Origin of the sequence: Brucella pituitosa (assembly GCF_003049685.1) — a bacterium.
Lineage (GTDB): Bacteria > Pseudomonadota > Alphaproteobacteria > Rhizobiales > Rhizobiaceae > Brucella > Brucella pituitosa.
The window spans coordinates 664,491-679,893 of sequence record NZ_PYSY02000001.1; the positions used below are offsets into that span (position 1 = coordinate 664,491).

Consider the following 15,403-nt stretch of genomic DNA (forward strand, 5'->3'; position numbering starts at 1 on the left):
TGCTGCTATACCGACAAATCAAAATCGAACCAGAAGCAGGTTGTTTCAATGTCCCGACCCATAACCCCATTGCTCGATAAAGCGCCGACGCCGGACGCTTTGCGTGCATTGCCGGAGGCAGATCTGCCGCAGCTTGCGCAGGAATTGCGCGCCGAGATGATCGATGCCGTCTCCACAACAGGTGGGCATCTGGGCGCAGGTTTGGGTGTGGTTGAACTTACGGTCGCGTTGCATCACGTCTTCGACACGCCGCATGACCGCATCATCTGGGACGTCGGACATCAGACATATCCGCACAAGATTCTGACTGGTCGCCGTGATCGTATTCGCACATTGCGTCAGGAAGGCGGGCTTTCCGGCTTCACCAAACGCGCTGAAAGCGAATATGATCCATTTGGTGCTGCGCATTCATCGACATCGATTTCCGCTGGCCTCGGCATGGCGGTCGCCTCCGATCTCTCTGGAGAAAAGCGCAATGTGATCGCCGTCATTGGCGACGGCTCCATGTCGGCGGGCATGGCTTACGAAGCGATGAACAATGCCGGTGCGCTCGATGCGCGCCTCATCGTCATCCTCAACGACAACGACATGTCGATTGCGCCACCGACCGGTGCGATGAGCGCTTATCTGGCACGCCTTGTTTCCGGCAAGACCTATCGCAGCGTGCGTGAAGCTGCCAAGCAGGTTGCCAAGAAACTGCCGAAATTTTTGCAGGATAAAGCCCGTAAATCGGAAGAGTTCACACGTGCCTTCTTCACTGGCGGGACGATGTTTGAAGAGTTGGGCTTTTATTATGTCGGCCCTATCGACGGGCACAATCTCGACCATCTGCTGCCGATCCTGAAAAATGTTCGCGACGCACAGGAAGGCCCTGTGCTGATCCATGTGGTCACGCAAAAGGGCAAGGGCTATGCGCCCGCCGAAGCTGCCGCCGACAAATATCACGGCGTCAACAAGTTCGATGTGATTACCGGCAAGCAGTCGAAGCCACCTGCAAATGCGCCGAGCTACACCAAGATTTTCGGCACGAGCCTGATCGAAGAAGCGCGTCACGACGACAAGATCGTGGCGATCACGGCTGCAATGCCAACAGGGACGGGCCTTGACCTATTTGGCGAAGTCTTCCCCAACCGCACGTTTGATGTCGGCATTGCCGAGCAGCACGCCGTCACTTTTGCTGCCGGTCTGGCCTCGGAAGGCTATAAGCCGTTCTGCGCCATTTACTCGACCTTCCTTCAGCGCGGCTATGATCAGGTCGTGCATGACGTATCGATCCAGAATCTGCCGGTACGTTTTCCTATCGACCGTGCCGGACTGGTGGGCGCAGATGGCCCGACCCATGCGGGTTCATTCGACACAGGCTTTCTCGCAGCGTTACCGGGTTTCGTGGTGATGGCTGCATCGGACGAAGCCGAACTGCGTCATATGGTGCGCACGGCTGCAGACTACGATGAAGGTCCGATCTCTTTCCGCTATCCGCGTGGCGATGGTGTCGGCGTCGAATTGCCGGAACGCGGCACGGCACTTGAAATCGGCAAGGGCCGCATTGTGCGTGAAGGCACCAAGGTTGCACTGCTTTCCTTCGGAACGCGCCTGCAGGAATGCCTGAGCGCTGCTGATGAGCTGGGTGCCGCAGGGCTTTCTACAACCGTTGCTGATGCGCGTTTTGCCAAGCCGCTGGACCATGACCTCATCCGTCGTCTCGCGCGCGAACATGAAGTGCTGGTGACTGTTGAGGAAGGCGCTGTCGGTGGCTTTGCCGCCCATGTCCTGCAATTTCTTGCAACCGATGGTCTGCTGGATCGTGGCCTCAAGGTTCGCGTGCTGACATTGCCCGACATCTATCAGGATCATGCCAAGCCGGAAGTCATGTATGCCAATGCCGGTCTCGACCGGGCAGGCATCGTACACACCGTCTTTGCCGCCTTGGGGCGTGAAGCAATAACCGCGTCCTTCCGTGCCTGATATTTCGTCCGATAAGAGCTTGCGGCTTGATCAGTTGCTGGTCGAACTTGGGCTGTCTGCGACGCGCTCACGTGCGCGCGATGCGATCCAGCGCGGCACGGTCACGGTGGATGGCAAGCCCGTCACCAAGGCGGGCCAAACGGTTCTGCGTACGGCAAAGATCGCCGTGGATGATCCGGCAAGCGCCTATGTTTCTCGCGGGGCACTAAAGCTCATAGCAGCGCTCGATCACTTTGGTCTTGATGTGAAGGGGCAGACTGCCCTTGATATTGGCGCATCGACCGGCGGCTTTACGCAGGTGCTTCTGGAACGCGGTGCCAACCACGTCATCGCTATTGATGTGGGGCACGACCAGTTGCATGAGACCCTGCGCAAGGATGCTCGCGTCATCAACAAGGAAGGTGTCAATGCGCGTGCGCTGGATTTCAGCCACCTTGATGGACGTGAAATCGATTGCGTGGTGTCAGATGTCAGTTTCATTTCGCTGAAACTCGCTTTGCCCCCGGCATTGGCCTTTGCGCAAAAAGGTGCTATCTGCGCGCTTCTCGTAAAGCCGCAATTTGAAGCTGGCCGCGAGGCCATTGGCAAGGGTGGCATTTTGCGCGACCCGGCAGATGGCGAACGCATAGCAGAAGAACTAAGATCATGGCTTGAGACGCAACCCGGTTGGCGCGCGCTCGGCCTCTGCCCGTCACCCATTGAGGGCAGTGACGGCAATCGTGAATATTTATTGGCAGGAAAGAAGGACTAATGACGACGCAAATTACAATCCGCTCGATAGGTGCGGGCGGCGATGGCGTCGCCAATCTTCCCGATGGCCAGATTTATGTGCCTTTCACACTGCCGGGTGAGGTGGCCAATGTTGCGCGCGACAAGAACCGTGCGACGGTTATGGCGCTTCTCGAAACGTCGCCTGAACGGCAGGATCCGGCTTGCCAGCATTTTGAAGATTGCGGCGGCTGTGCGTTGCAGCATTGGCAGGATGAGCCCTATCGATTGTGGAAGCGTGAGCTGGTCGTTTCAGCGCTTAAAAGCAAAGGGCTCGATGTTGACGTGGATCCGCTGGTCGCCTGTCAGCCGCGCTCGCGACGCCGTGCGACCTTTGCTGCCCGCAAAACGGAAAAAGGCGTGCTGTTAGGCTTCAACCGCCACCAGAGCCATGAGATTATCGATATCGTTGAATGCGCTGTCACCGTGCCTGAAATTATTGCACGGCTTGATGATCTGCGCGAAGTGGGGGCACTGATTGCTCCTGGTTCCAAGCCGTTTAAACTGGCTGCAACGGTTACGGCATCAGGACTTGATCTGGCAGCAAGCGGCTGCGGCAAGCTGAGCGACGAGCAGCGCCGCGCACTGACTGCGCTCATTATGAAAAAGGGCTTTGCGCGCCTTTCGCATGAAGGCGAAATCATCGTGGAGCCGAAAAAGCCGATCATTCATTTCGGCAAAGTGCCGGTTCCGGTTCCACCGGGTTGCTTCCTGCAGGCAACCGCCGACGCAGAAGAAGTGATGGTGTCGCTCGTCCTTTCACATCTTGGCAAAGCAAAACGCGTTGCAGACCTCTTCTGCGGTGTTGGTACATTTGCACTGCGCATTGCTGAAAAGAGTGCGGTCCACGCGATTGAAAACGACGCACCGGCACTTGCTGCCCTTGATCGCGGCGTGCGCCACGTGCAGGGGCTTAAGCCCGTTTCGGTCGAACGGCGTGATCTGTTCCGTCGTCCGCTGATGCCAAAGGAATTGCTGCCTTACAATGCGGTTGTCTTTGATCCGCCACGTGCGGGTGCCGAAGAACAGGCGCTTGAGCTGGCAAAATCCAAGGTGGAGAAGATTGTCGCGATCTCGTGCAACCCCGTAACACTCGCCCGTGACCTCGCCATTCTGGTGAAAGGCGGCTACCGCATCACCCGCGTCACGCCGATTGACCAGTTCCTCTGGTCATCGCATGTAGAAGCGGTAGTGATGCTGGTGAAAAAGTAAAGTTGGATAAAAGCCGGGCGATTGAGCCCGGCTTTTCTATTTCTATCGGCGGTGTCAGTTGGCCAGTCCGTCAAAGTTCGTCAGAATGGTGGTCCAGCCCTTGATGTGGCCGTCTCGCGCTTCAGGGCTGCGGAATTTGACCTGTTTCAGCGTAATGTCGGTGGTATTCGCGTCGACCTCCTTGAGGTCTATCGTCACCACGCTGTCGTCCAGCGAATGGGGCGAATTCCATGTAAATGCCAAGCGTGAATGTGGATCGATTTCCAGATAAGTGCCCGAATGCGGCACGTCGCGGTCGACCATGTGCATGATGATGGAAAAGCGTCCGCCTTTCACAGCATCCGTGCTGACATCGGACGGTCCGGTGCTGTCGCTTGATGCACGCATGAATTTCGCGAGCGTCATGGGCGAGAGCCATGCGTCGAAAACTTTCTCCCGGGGAGCGGCGATCCTGTGATTGACTGTCAGTTCAAGCTCACTCATTTTCCTGTTCCTTCGAAACGAGTACATCTTCCAGCGCCATTAGGCGCAGTTCCCAGACAGACTTGAGTTCCGCGAACCATGCTTCCACTTCCCGCACGGGCTCAAGTTCGGCGGCAATGAAATGTTCGCGTCCTAAAGTCTTGCGGGTGACCAACCCTGCCTCCTCCAGCACCTTGATGTGTTTGGAGACCGAGTTGAGCGACATGTCGAAATGAGCGGCGAGTGCAGTCACTCTTGACGCACCCTCCTGAACGAGAAGCGTCAAGATATGCCGTCGGGTAACATCCCCCACAGCTTTGAGAATATGTGACAGAGCATCATCGTTCATTATTCACCCGTGAGGTTGAATATACTGCATTGTTAAAAATAGTCAACCATATGGTTGAATATACGCATGACCACCCGCGCGACGCAAGCGAATGGCGTTGAAGTTTAGGAAGAATAAGCCGTTTCTATAGAGGAAATGGAGAGGCTTTCTCAGGATTTTGGGGAAAGAGCGGCATTTACCGCCGCCTCTGCATGCAACCTTGTAGTGTCAAACACCGGCACGGGGCTATCCTGCTGACTGACAAGCAGCATGATTTCGGTGCAGCCGAGAATGATGGCTCTAGCCCCGCGCTCAACCAGACGATTGATGACAGCGCGGTATTTTTCGCGTGATGCATCGCGCACATCGCCCACCACCAGTTCCTGATAGATGATGTCATGCACGGTTTTGCGGTCGGCATCGTCAGGCACAAGGACTTCAAGTCCGTGTTTTGAAACGAGGCGACCTTTGTAGAAATCCTGCTCCATTGTGAAAGCAGTGCCAAGCAATCCGACTTTGGACAAGCCTGCGGCCTTGATCTTCTCCGCCGTCGGGTCGGCGATATGCACAAGCGGGATCGATGTGGCGTTTTCGACGTCAGCAGCCATTTTATGCATGGTGTTGGTGCAGATCAGGATGAAATCTGCGCCGCCCTTTTCAAGGTTCTGCGCCGCCTCGATCATAAGCTTGGTCAGCGCGTCCCATTTGCCTTCATGCTGAAGCTGCTCGATTTCACCAAAATCCATCGACCACATCAGACTCTTGGCTGAATGTGTGCCGCCGAGCCGTGCGCGGATTTCCTGATTGATGATGCGATAATATTCCTGCGAGCTTTCCCAGCTCATCCCGCCTATCAGCCCGATCGTCTTCATCAACCCCTCCCGGATAAAATTAAGGGCGGATCGCTCCGCCCCTGTAATTCGGTCATATGTTTTGGGCGAAAGCCGCAATCACATCTTTTCGATGATCTTCTGGTCGCCTTCATGTGCCTTGCCATTGGCGGCGATGATGGCGGGAACGATGTCTTCCGCCTTGTCGATAACCAGAGGCTTCACCTGATACGCGGTGTGCAGGAAACCTTCCGCCGTCATGTGCTCAAGAAGCGAGAGCATAGGCTGCCAGAAATTGTTGATGTTTGCGAAAACCATCGGCTTGCGATGCTTGCCGAGCTGCGCCCAGGTCATCATTTCCACGATTTCTTCAACCGTGCCGATGCCGCCGGGAAGGGTGACAAACGCGTCCGACTTCTGGAACATCAGATGCTTGCGCTCGTGCATGTCGCCTACCACGATAAGCTCGGTCAGCTCCTGCGCTTTTTCAAGGCTTGCTTCCTTGTTGAGCAGGAAGGTCGGGATGATGCCGGTGACTTCGCCGCCAGCTTCCATAACGCCTTGCGCAACCGCGCCCATGATGCCGCGCGTGCCGCCACCATAAACAAGGCGCAGGCCATGTTCAGCAATGGACCGGCCGAGCGTAACACCCGCTTCGCGATAGATGGGGTTCAGGCCCGTTGAAGAGCCGCAATAAACACAAATGGATCGAATCTCAGACATGATTTTCTTGTGCGCTTTTGCCGTTTCAGCGTCAAGCTTTGGCGTGGTGAATTGGTCGGTTTAGAGTATGTCTCCCAAAAGTGGAAACCGGTTTTGGGAGACATGTGTAAAAACAAAAAGCTAGAGCATTTCGAATGATTCCATTTAAACCGGAAATGCTCTAGCTGGACATTTTCGAGCATAACTATATCTCTTGAGAGGTGGAATTTTGACAGGGAGTTGAGTTGTTCATGAGCAAATGGATTCTATTGCTTGGTCTTTCGCTGGCGGCTTCCAGCGCGTCGGCAGGTGAAATCAACATCACGTTGCCCGACGATATCGAGGTGACGACCAACTCCGTCCTCTACACTTGCGGCGATAAGAATGTCTCTGCCACTTACTATAATGCTGGCGATATTTCTCTCGCTGAGCTGGAAATGGAAGACCAGACAGTGGTGGCTGCCAACGTAATTTCCGGCTCCGGTGCCAAATATGCAGGTGGCATTTACATTTGGTGGACCAAGGGTGAAACTGCAGATTTGTATAATCTGATGGACGATCCTGAGCAGGAAAAGCCAATCAGCTGTGTTGAACAGTAATTTTTCTGCAATAAACGCCTCATAACTTGCGTAATTCTGCTCTGATTTCTTGTAGGCCAAAGCAAAAGGCGGTAAACCCATTGATTAATTTATCTCATGTGGGTTCCGGGCCGAAATGCAAAACTACAGATATGGGGTTATCGGTGTTCTTCTCGTCCTCGTTCTAGGCGGGGGCGCATATTATTGGAATTCTGTAAAGGAGCAGGGCGCATCGTCGGGTTCAGACGTGGTAGCAACGGCTCCCGAAGCGGGCAACGCGCAAAAGCCAGCCGAAGCGCAAGCGCCTGCGGCTGTGCAGGAGCAGCAGAAACCTGCCGAAGTGATGCCGGAACCGGCCACCCCAGAAGCGCCTAAAGAGGCCAAGGTGCCAGCGTTCGATATTTTGCGTGTCGAACCTGATGGCTCCGTCGTAATTGCAGGTCAGGCTGCGGCCAATGCCGCTGTCGAAGTCATTTCTGGCTCAAAGGTATTAGGAACGACCAAGGCCGGCGAGAACGGTGATTTCGCTATTGTTCTTGATGAGCCGCTTGAGCCGGGCGATCACCAATTGGTGCTGCGTGCAGGCGGTGCAGGTGGCGACGTTGCCACATCGGCGCAAACGGCCATTGTGTCCGTGCCAGATAGCAGCACTGGTCAGGTTTTGGCTCTTGTCGAAGAGCCGGGTCAGGCAAGTCGCCTGATCACCAAGCCGGAAGCTCCTGCACAACAGGCGACATCTTCGCCGGAAGCTGGCGCAACGACAACGGAGCAAGTGCCTCAGGTGAAACCCGATCCGGATGCGCCGATTGCTATTGAGGCCGTGGAAATCGAAGGCGATAAGGTTTTCGTTGCTGGCAACGCCAAGGGCTCCAAAGCGGGTAGCAGCGTTGTTGTGAACGCTAATGATATTATGCTTGGTGCCAGCGCGATTTCTCCAGAAGGTCGTTTTCTGGTGCAAAGCCAGAAGCCTCTTGCTGTCGGTGATTATATCATCCGTGCCGATCTGATGGATAGCAGTGGACGGGTGATTGCGACCGCGCGCGTACCTTTCCGTCGCGAAGCTGGTGAGAATGTTTCGGCGATAGCTTCCGAAACAAGCGGCCAGAATGGTAGCGCAGAGGATGCCTCCACGAGTGTGCCATTGCAGAAGGTGGAAGGCTCGGTGATTATTCGCAAGGGTGATAATCTCTGGACAATTTCCAAGCGCACTTACGGTAAGGGCACACGCTATACGACCATCTATCTCGCCAATCGCGACCAGATCCGTAATCCGGATTTGATTTTGCCTGGGCAGGTCTTTGTCATGCCACAGCAGCCGCTGGGTGATGACGAAGTGCAGCGTCGCCTGCAAGATTCCTCGAACTGACGCAAAACAGCAATATCTGTTTTGTGAACGCAGTGTCCCTTAGAAAGGACGCTGCGTTATATTGCTTTTTTGAGTATAATCGTATATCGTCGATTTACGATGAAGATTTCTCCAGAAGCGATGTCCGATATTTTCCCGGGCGTAGATGATGATCTTGCGGCGCGCATTTATGCAGCGCTCGGTCATCCCGTTCGTATTCACATTCTCCGACAGCTGATTTTTGAAGATGCCTGCTGCTGCAAGGACATTGTCGGGCGTCTCGATCTTGCTCAGTCTACCGTCTCGCAGCATCTCAAAGTTCTCGTACAAGCGGGCCTCATTGACTACCGGCCCGACCGCCAGACCTCGCGCTACAGCGTCAACTGGCAGCAACTGACTATCATTCGTTCGCATCTCGCAGCCTTTCGTAACGGCTGTTGCGAAACAACTGTCTGATTTGAAAGAAACACCATGAGCTCCCCCAAAACTGTTTCTGCCGATTCCGGCGAGACGTTCAAAACATTGCGAAATCTCTGGCCCTATATGTGGCCAACGGAACGACCGGACCTTCGGATGCGTGTGGTCTGGGCAACGTTCTATTTGGTGATCTCGAAGATCGTTCTGATCCTCGTTCCCTATTTCTTCAAATGGGTAACGAATGCACTGAACGGTCAGCTTGATGCGCCGGGTTACATTCCGCTTATCCTGACCGGCGCAGTTATGCTGGTACTGGCCTATAATGCGGCCAAGATTATTCAGGCCGGTTTGAATCAGCTTCGCGACGCGCTGTTTGCCAGCGTCGGCCAATATGCTGTGCGCCAGCTTGCCTACAAGACCTTCGTGCACATGCATCAGCTCTCGCTGCGTTTCCATCTGGAGCGGCGCACGGGCGGGCTCTCGCGCGTAATTGAGCGCGGCACCAAGGGCATTGAAACGATTGTCCGGTTCACCATCCTCAACACGCTGCCAACTATTCTCGAATTTGCGCTGACGGCGGTGATTTTCGCCTTTGCCTACGGCTTTTCCTATCTTCTGGTCGTGGCTGCAACGGTCTGGGCTTATACGTGGTTCACGATCAAGGCGAGTGACTGGCGTATTAATATTCGTCGCGAGATGAATGATTCTGATACGGACGCCAACACCAAGGCCATCGACTCGCTGCTCAATTTTGAAACCGTCAAATATTTCGGCAATGAGACGATGGAAGCCAAGCGCTTCGATGCGTCCATGGCGCGCTATGAAGATGCGGCAACCAAGACATGGACATCACTTGGCTGGCTGAACTTCGGTCAGGCCGTCATTTTCGGCGTTGGTATGGCGATTGTCATGGTGATGTCGGCACGTGAAGTGCAGGCGGGCACACAGTCGCTCGGCGATTTCGTCTTCATCAATGCCATGTTGATGCAGCTCTCCATTCCACTCAACTTCATCGGTTTTATCTATCGCGAAATCCGTCAGGGGCTCACGGACATCGAGCAGATGTTCGACCTTCTTGATGTGCAGCAGGAAGTGCAGGACAAGCCGGGCGCCGAGCCGCTCAAGGTCGACAAGGCTGCAATCCGTTTTGACGATGTGCATTTTGCCTATGACTCCAACCGCCCAATCCTCAAAGGCATCAGCTTTGAGGTGCCAGCGGGTAAGACGGTGGCGATTGTCGGCCCATCGGGTGCAGGCAAGTCTACAATCTCGCGACTGCTGTTCCGCTTTTATGATGTTCAGTCCGGTTCCGTCACAATCGACGGGCAGGATGTGCGTGACGTGACGCAGGAAAGCTTGCGTAAAGTGATCGGCATGGTGCCGCAGGACACAGTGCTGTTTAACGATACGATTGCATATAATATTCGCTACGGACGCACGGATGCGATAGACGAGGAAGTGGAAAAGGCTGCCGAAATGGCACAGATTTCCGGGTTCATCAAGCACCTGCCGGAAGGCTATCAGGCGATGGTCGGCGAGCGTGGCCTGAAACTCTCGGGTGGCGAAAAGCAGCGTGTGGCGATCGCCCGCACGATCCTGAAGGCGCCGCCAATCCTCATTCTCGATGAGGCAACATCAGCACTTGATACGGCGACAGAACAGGAAATCCAGTCGGCGCTCGATATCGTCAGCCGTGGCCGCACAACACTTGTTATCGCTCACCGCCTCTCGACTGTAATCGGCGCGGATGAAATCATTGTGCTCAAAGACGGCCTGATTGCCGAGCGTGGCACCCACCGGGCGTTGCTCAAGCAAGATGGCCTCTACGCTTCGATGTGGAACCGTCAGCGTGAAGCTGATGAGGCAGAAGAACGCCTGCGTCAGGTCCGCGAAAGTGACGATATGGGTGTGGTCATTCGCGGTACTCCTGCGGCTGAGTAACCAGACGACTGTCAGGGTGTCTTCACGAACCCTGACAGTCGTGAATAAATTGCGAAATACGTTTCGATTTTAAACGGGATGAGTTAAAACCGGGCCAAGCTGTCGCATCGTGCCGTTGATCAGGGGAGATTTTCGGCAAGGCGATGCGCATATAAAATCACTAGAGCGCAAGACGCGTCGTTAGACATGCTGCGCTCCAGAAGGAAAAGCGATGAGCCTGTCTGATACTATTCGTAACACTTTCGTGCCGATCCATCGTGAAGGTTATCCGTTTATCGCGGGCTTTTTCGTGGTCTCGCTTATTCTGGGCTGGCTGTGGAACCCGCTGTTCTGGATCGGTCTCGTTCTCACCATCTGGTGCATCTATTTCTACCGTGACCCGGAGCGGGTTACGCCGATTGCTGACGATCTCGTCATCAGCCCTGCTGACGGCAAGGTTTCTTTTGTCGGTCCGGCAATCCCGCCTGCGGAACTGGATCTTGGTGCCGAGCCTCTGATGCGTGTTTCGGTTTTCATGAATGTGTTTTCGGTGCACATCAATCGCGCGCCGGTCCGTGGCCGCATCGAGAAGATTTTCCATCGTCCGGGCAAGTTCCTGAATGCTGAACTCGATAAGGCCAGCACCGAAAATGAACGCAATTCCGTTTTGATCGATAGTGCCAATGGTAAAGTCGGTGTTGTGCAGATCGCGGGTCTGGTTGCACGCCGTATCGTCTGCTGGTCGCGCGAAAGCGATAATCTTTCGGTCGGTGAGCGCTTCGGCCTGATCCGTTTTGGCTCACGCGTTGATGTTTATCTTCCAGCCGGTGCATCGGTTCGTGTCGCTGTCGGCCAGACTGCTGTAGCTGGCGAGACCGTTCTTGCTGAGTTCGGTAGCGAACGCGTTGAACCTGTGGTGCGGATCGCCTAAGCCGATGGAAACACCGTTCCCACCCTTCGAGCCTAATGGCCGTGTGGATTCATCCCGCGGCCCAAGACTTTCGCAGATACCTCTGCGTATCGTAATTCCGAATGTCATCACGGTCCTTGCCATTTGTGCAGGCCTGACTGGAATCCGGCTGGCCTTTGAGCATCGTTTCGAACTTGCCGTGGCGATGGTGCTGATAGCGGCCTTTCTTGACGGTATCGACGGCCGCGTTGCCCGCATGATGAAGGGCTCGTCCAAGTTCGGCGAGCAGATGGATTCGCTGGCCGATATCGTCAATTTTGGCGTTGCACCGGCATTGGTTCTCTATGTCTATGTGCTTGATCAGGCCCGGTCTTTCGGCTGGATCGCAGCACTTCTCTATGCGATTGCCTGTTGCCTGCGCTTAGCGCGCTTCAATGTGATGCTGGAGGATCCTAATCGTCCCCCTTGGCAGAGTAATTACTTCATTGGCGTTCCGGCACCCGCAGGCGCCATGTTGGTTCTGCTGCCGGTCTATCTGGGCTTTCTCGGGCTAACTCCGGGCAAGGCGCTGGCTTTTGGTGTCGCAATTTATACGGTTGCGATTGCTTTCCTGCTGGTGAGCCGTCTTCCGGTTTATAATGGTAAGTCTGCGGGCAGTCTGGTGCGCCGTGATATCGTCATGCCGCTCATTCTAATGGTCGTCATTTACGTGGCTTTCCTGATGAGTTTTACCTGGCACACACTGGCGCTGACTGCTTTGGCCTATGTCGCGTTCCTGCCGCTTAGTCTGGTTGCGTGGAACCGTCGTGAAGCAGCTGATCGCAAGGCTGCTCTTGAAAGTGAGCCGTCAGAGGAAGTCTGACTGCAAGTAGTTGCCGATGAAATGCACGCGCTCCTGAACCGATGATTTCGGCAGGAGCGCGATTTCATATCCAAGCTCTCTATAGGTCTGCTCCATGGCCTCGAAGGTACGCAGAGCTTCATCGAAGTCCTGTTTGCGCTCGGCATCCTGCCCGAAAATTTCCGCCCATGGCGGAGCCAGAAACACCGTTCTGTTATACTGAATCACTTTAGCGGCTTCATACATATGCGGCGGTACAGGCAGTTCGCAAAGCCGCAAATAACCGATGACATCCGGCACGCCACGGTCAAAAAAGACCGGACCTTCAAGTGTTTGCGCGACTTTGTGCGAGCGCATTTCCCACGACAGCATAAGTTCGGCAAAGAGGGAGCGGTCAGCCCATGGCAGCGCTGTGCCGCCAATTGCGACCTGATCCTGAATGATCGCGCGACCAGCTTCCACCATGCGGAAGTAGCCGTGTTTTTCGAGGGCATCAATCAGCGTGCTTTTGCCCGATCCAGGCCCGCCGCTGATAATAATGAAATGTTGATGGTCGTGAGACATCTATCCTCCTTGTAAAAATACACAAAAGCGCGCGCGGTAGCACGCAACGGAGTAGTTTGGTCGGGTGGGGGAGGCCGCTTTTAAAAAGGCCGAAAGATACGGCGAGCGGAAACTTAAAAAAGAATAGTCCCGGCCTCGGTATTGCACAAGGCCGGAAAAGTAAAAATCAGGATGGCATGTGATAATCGAGGAAGCGGTCCTGACGGACGTCAAACAGCTTACCTGTAACGTCGAGCGCCGGATCGGCAAGCTTGACGATTTTCTCAGCAACAGACTGCGGCGTTGGCAGGGTTTCGGGGTCTTCGCCCGGCATTGCCTGTGCACGCATGGCGGTGCGGGTTGCGCCCGGATTGACCGAGTTGACGTTGAGTTTCATCTGCTTGGTTTCTTCTGCCCAGCTGCGCGCCATCACTTCGACAGCAGCCTTGGAAGCCGCATAAGGGCCCCAGAATGCGCGGCAGGAATGGGCGACACCTGATGAAAGCAGGATTGCACGTCCCGCATCGGATGCGCGCAGCAGCGGGTCAGTGGTGCGGATCAGTCGCCATGCGCTGGTAACATTGACGTTCATGACCTTTTCGAAAGTCTTGGCTTCGACATGGCCGATGGGGGAAATCGTACCAAGAACACCCGCATTCGCAACCATGATATCGAGTTTGCCCCAGCGCTCATGAATAGAGCCGCCAAGACGGTCGATTGCTTCCATGTCAGTAATGTCGAGCGGCACGAGCGTAGAGCTGCCGCCAAGCTTGCGAATTTCGTCGTCGAGTTCTTCCAGTCCCCCAACGGTGCGCGCAACAGCAATCACATGTGCGCCGCGTTTTGCCAGTTCAAGTGAAAGAAAATAGCCAATGCCGCGCGATGCGCCCGTTACCAAAGCCAGACGGCCTGTAAGGTCGATGCTCATTCCAGTCCCCAATTTCAGTCATGAGATTTGCAATAAAAGCGAGGCGGCCTTTGGGGCCGCCTGCGTGAAAGATGAGTGATCAGCCGTTGCTGGCGAGCAGGGACAACGTATGAACGTTGCTTTCGCCTTCCTGATCCAAAAGACGAGTTGGATATTCGCCCGTGAAATAGTGATCGGTGAAGGCGGGTGCCTTCGGATCACGAGGCTGTCCGCCGACGGCCTTGTAAAGACCGTCAATCGAAAGGAATGCCAGCGAATCCGCACCGATATAACGGCACATGGATTCAAGGCTGTCATGCTGGTTTGCCAGCAGTTTTTCACGGTCCGGCGTATCGATACCGTAGAAGTCCGGATGGAAGATCATCGGGCTTGCAACGCGGATATGCACTTCCTTCGCACCCGCATCACGGATCATCTGCACGATCTTGACCGAAGTGGTGCCGCGCACAATGGAATCATCCACCAGAACGACGCGCTTGCCTTCGATCATTGCACGGTTGGCTGAATGCTTGAGCTTCACACCAAGGGCGCGGATCTGTTGTGTCGGCTCGATAAAAGTACGGCCAACATAGTGATTGCGGATAATGCCGTATTCGAATGGAATGCCGCTGGCCTGTGCAAAGCCCAGTGCGGCAGGCGTGCCGCCATCGGGTACGGGCACAACCACATCGGCCTCGACGCCAGCTTCGGCTGCGAGATTCATGCCCATATTCTTGCGCGCGACGTAGACACTGCGTCCGCCAACGACCGAATCCGGGCGTGCAAAATAGACATATTCGAACAAGCAAAGGCGTTCCGGCTGCGGATTGTCTGCCTTGATGCATTCGGTGGTGATCGAGCCATCTTTCTGGATTTCGCAGATGATGACTTCGCCGTTTTCGACGTCGCGAATATATTTCGCGCCGATGATATCGAGTGCACAGGTTTCAGAACAGAAGATTGGCTTGCCGTCGAGTTCGCCCATGACGAGAGGACGAATGCCGATTGCATCACGAGCCGCAATCAGCTTGGTGCGGGTCAGCGCCAGCATTGCGTAACCGCCTTCGACCTGACGGATCGCATCGACAAAGCGAGCGCTCGACGAGGCCTGACGCGAACGCGCAATCATGTGCAACACGACTTCAGTGTCGGATGTCGCCTGAAAGATTGCGCCAGAGGCGATCAACTGCTTGCGCAGGGTAATGCCGTTGGTGAAGTTGCCGTTATGCGCAATCGCGATGCCACCGACTTCCAGCTCCGCGAACAATGGCTGCACATTGCGCAGGATTGTTTCACCCGTCGTGGAATAGCGTACATGACCGATGGCGCGATCGCCGGGCAAGCGGTTCAGCGTAGAGGCGTCGGTGAAGTGATCCCCCACCAGTCCCATGTGCCGTTCAGAATGAAAGCGGCGGTTGTGATAAGACACAATACCGGCAGCTTCCTGTCCGCGATGCTGAAGAGCATGCAAGCCCAGAGCGGTCAGTGCTGCGGCGTCCTCATGGCCAAGAATGCCAAATACACCGCACTCTTCATGCAACGTATCATCGTCCAGCATAAAGGAGGTTTCATCATGCGATTGTTGGAACATTGTCCGCAAGGCCTTTCGATTGCGGTTACTAAAAGCAACATTTACAGGAAAAGGCCGCGTTTTAAAAGCGATCCCTTGCATGCT

At 55.0% G+C, this 15,403-nt stretch carries 16 protein-coding genes; 9 read left to right on the forward strand and 7 right to left on the reverse strand.

From position 1 onward, the window contains the following. Positions 1 to 48: 48 nt before the first annotated feature. From dxs to C9380_RS03180, 3 genes are read left to right on the forward strand one after another with little or no spacing between them, the layout of a single operon-like run. Positions 49 to 1,965: a 1-deoxy-D-xylulose-5-phosphate synthase gene (gene dxs / locus C9380_RS03170; protein ID WP_128092976.1), complete on the forward strand. Its 1,917-nt coding sequence runs from the start codon at positions 49 to 51 to the stop codon at positions 1,963 to 1,965. Then, on the forward strand, positions 1,958 to 2,716 hold the full coding sequence (locus tag C9380_RS03175; protein ID WP_128092977.1) for a TlyA family RNA methyltransferase: 759 nt from the start codon (positions 1,958 to 1,960) through the stop codon (positions 2,714 to 2,716). Before dxs ends, C9380_RS03175 begins: the two co-directional genes overlap by 8 nt. Continuing rightward, positions 2,716 to 3,945 (forward strand): class I SAM-dependent RNA methyltransferase, encoded by a 1,230-nt coding sequence (locus C9380_RS03180; RefSeq protein WP_128092978.1) that lies wholly within the window; start codon positions 2,716 to 2,718, stop codon positions 3,943 to 3,945. The genes C9380_RS03175 and C9380_RS03180 overlap by 1 nt, the downstream gene beginning before the upstream one ends. A 54-nt stretch (positions 3,946 to 3,999) precedes the next feature. On the opposite strand, the gene C9380_RS03185 is transcribed toward C9380_RS03180, so the two are convergent. The 4 genes from C9380_RS03185 to C9380_RS03200 form a co-directional block, all read right to left on the reverse strand. After that, positions 4,000 to 4,428 carry an SRPBCC family protein gene (locus tag C9380_RS03185; protein ID WP_024896161.1) on the reverse strand — a complete coding sequence of 143 codons (429 nt, stop codon included), beginning with the start codon at positions 4,426 to 4,428 and terminating at the stop codon, positions 4,000 to 4,002. Continuing rightward, positions 4,421 to 4,756, reverse strand: a complete 336-nt coding sequence (locus C9380_RS03190; protein WP_024896162.1) for an ArsR/SmtB family transcription factor — start codon at positions 4,754 to 4,756, stop codon at positions 4,421 to 4,423. The genes C9380_RS03185 and C9380_RS03190 overlap by 8 nt, the downstream gene beginning before the upstream one ends. A 149-nt stretch (positions 4,757 to 4,905) precedes the next feature. Continuing rightward, entirely contained in the window at positions 4,906 to 5,607 is a 702-nt protein-coding gene (locus tag C9380_RS03195; RefSeq protein WP_105705327.1) for an aspartate/glutamate racemase family protein, read from the reverse strand. A 78-nt stretch (positions 5,608 to 5,685) separates the two neighbouring features. Beyond that, positions 5,686 to 6,288 carry an LOG family protein gene (locus C9380_RS03200; protein ID WP_105705326.1) on the reverse strand — a complete coding sequence of 201 codons (603 nt, stop codon included), beginning with the start codon at positions 6,286 to 6,288 and terminating at the stop codon, positions 5,686 to 5,688. Positions 6,289 to 6,518: 230 nt separating this feature from the next. On the opposite strand from C9380_RS03200, the gene C9380_RS03205 reads away from it, so the two are divergent. The 6 genes from C9380_RS03205 (at position 6,519) to pssA (ending at position 12,299) form a co-directional block, all read left to right on the forward strand. After that, a complete protein-coding gene (locus tag C9380_RS03205) occupies positions 6,519 to 6,866 on the forward strand; it encodes an MliC family protein (protein WP_024896164.1) in 348 nt (115 codons plus the stop codon). Between the two features lie 115 nt (positions 6,867 to 6,981). Continuing rightward, positions 6,982 to 8,211 (forward strand): LysM peptidoglycan-binding domain-containing protein, encoded by a 1,230-nt coding sequence (locus tag C9380_RS03210; RefSeq protein ID WP_105705324.1) that lies wholly within the window; start codon positions 6,982 to 6,984, stop codon positions 8,209 to 8,211. Positions 8,212 to 8,310: 99 nt separating this feature from the next. Further along, complete coding sequence (locus C9380_RS03215; RefSeq protein ID WP_105705322.1) at positions 8,311 to 8,646, forward strand: ArsR/SmtB family transcription factor; 336 nt, start codon at positions 8,311 to 8,313, stop codon at positions 8,644 to 8,646. Positions 8,647 to 8,661: 15 nt separating this feature from the next. Beyond that, on the forward strand, positions 8,662 to 10,548 hold the full coding sequence (locus C9380_RS03220; protein WP_128092979.1) for an ABCB family ABC transporter ATP-binding protein/permease: 1,887 nt from the start codon (positions 8,662 to 8,664) through the stop codon (positions 10,546 to 10,548). A 211-nt stretch (positions 10,549 to 10,759) separates the two neighbouring features. Further along, positions 10,760 to 11,458: a phosphatidylserine decarboxylase gene (locus C9380_RS03225; RefSeq protein WP_024896168.1), complete on the forward strand. Its 699-nt coding sequence runs from the start codon at positions 10,760 to 10,762 to the stop codon at positions 11,456 to 11,458. Positions 11,459 to 11,462: 4 nt separating this feature from the next. Further along, positions 11,463 to 12,299, forward strand: a complete 837-nt coding sequence (gene pssA / locus C9380_RS03230; protein ID WP_024896169.1) for a CDP-diacylglycerol--serine O-phosphatidyltransferase — start codon at positions 11,463 to 11,465, stop codon at positions 12,297 to 12,299. Here pssA and C9380_RS03235 read toward each other — a convergent pair. The 3 genes from C9380_RS03235 to purF all read right to left on the reverse strand — a co-directional run bounded on the left by C9380_RS03235 (position 12,285) and on the right by purF (position 15,319). Continuing rightward, the gene (locus tag C9380_RS03235; protein WP_128092980.1) at positions 12,285 to 12,842 is read right to left on the reverse strand and encodes an AAA family ATPase; all 558 of its coding nucleotides are present in this window, start codon (positions 12,840 to 12,842) and stop codon (positions 12,285 to 12,287) included. The two genes, pssA and C9380_RS03235, sit on opposite strands and share 15 nt — an antisense overlap. A 166-nt stretch (positions 12,843 to 13,008) precedes the next feature. Beyond that, positions 13,009 to 13,749 carry an SDR family NAD(P)-dependent oxidoreductase gene (locus C9380_RS03240; RefSeq protein WP_128092981.1) on the reverse strand — a complete coding sequence of 247 codons (741 nt, stop codon included), beginning with the start codon at positions 13,747 to 13,749 and terminating at the stop codon, positions 13,009 to 13,011. A gap of 79 nt (positions 13,750 to 13,828) precedes the next feature. Continuing rightward, entirely contained in the window at positions 13,829 to 15,319 is a 1,491-nt protein-coding gene (gene purF, locus C9380_RS03245) for an amidophosphoribosyltransferase (RefSeq protein ID WP_024896172.1), read from the reverse strand. Positions 15,320 to 15,403: the final 84 nt, after the last annotated feature.

Excerpts from the sequence above, each read along its gene's own strand:
- purF (WP_024896172.1), bottom strand. The coding sequence starts at position 15,319 with ATGTTCCAACAATCGCATGATGAAACCTCCTTTATGCTGGACGATGAT.
- C9380_RS03205 (WP_024896164.1), top strand. The coding sequence starts at position 6,519 with ATGAGCAAATGGATTCTATTGCTTGGTCTTTCGCTGGCGGCTTCCAGC.
- C9380_RS03225 (WP_024896168.1), top strand. The coding sequence starts at position 10,760 with ATGAGCCTGTCTGATACTATTCGTAACACTTTCGTGCCGATCCATCGT.
- C9380_RS03210 (WP_105705324.1), top strand. The coding sequence starts at position 6,982 with ATGCAAAACTACAGATATGGGGTTATCGGTGTTCTTCTCGTCCTCGTT.
- C9380_RS03195 (WP_105705327.1), bottom strand. The coding sequence starts at position 5,607 with ATGAAGACGATCGGGCTGATAGGCGGGATGAGCTGGGAAAGCTCGCAG.
- C9380_RS03185 (WP_024896161.1), bottom strand. The coding sequence starts at position 4,428 with ATGAGTGAGCTTGAACTGACAGTCAATCACAGGATCGCCGCTCCCCGG.
- C9380_RS03190 (WP_024896162.1), bottom strand. The coding sequence starts at position 4,756 with ATGAACGATGATGCTCTGTCACATATTCTCAAAGCTGTGGGGGATGTT.
- pssA (WP_024896169.1), top strand. The coding sequence starts at position 11,463 with ATGGAAACACCGTTCCCACCCTTCGAGCCTAATGGCCGTGTGGATTCA.
- C9380_RS03235 (WP_128092980.1), bottom strand. The coding sequence starts at position 12,842 with ATGTCTCACGACCATCAACATTTCATTATTATCAGCGGCGGGCCTGGA.
- dxs (WP_128092976.1), top strand. The coding sequence starts at position 49 with ATGTCCCGACCCATAACCCCATTGCTCGATAAAGCGCCGACGCCGGAC.
- C9380_RS03200 (WP_105705326.1), bottom strand. The coding sequence starts at position 6,288 with ATGTCTGAGATTCGATCCATTTGTGTTTATTGCGGCTCTTCAACGGGC.
- C9380_RS03180 (WP_128092978.1), top strand. The coding sequence starts at position 2,716 with ATGACGACGCAAATTACAATCCGCTCGATAGGTGCGGGCGGCGATGGC.
- C9380_RS03215 (WP_105705322.1), top strand. The coding sequence starts at position 8,311 with ATGAAGATTTCTCCAGAAGCGATGTCCGATATTTTCCCGGGCGTAGAT.
- C9380_RS03240 (WP_128092981.1), bottom strand. The coding sequence starts at position 13,749 with ATGAGCATCGACCTTACAGGCCGTCTGGCTTTGGTAACGGGCGCATCG.
- C9380_RS03220 (WP_128092979.1), top strand. The coding sequence starts at position 8,662 with ATGAGCTCCCCCAAAACTGTTTCTGCCGATTCCGGCGAGACGTTCAAA.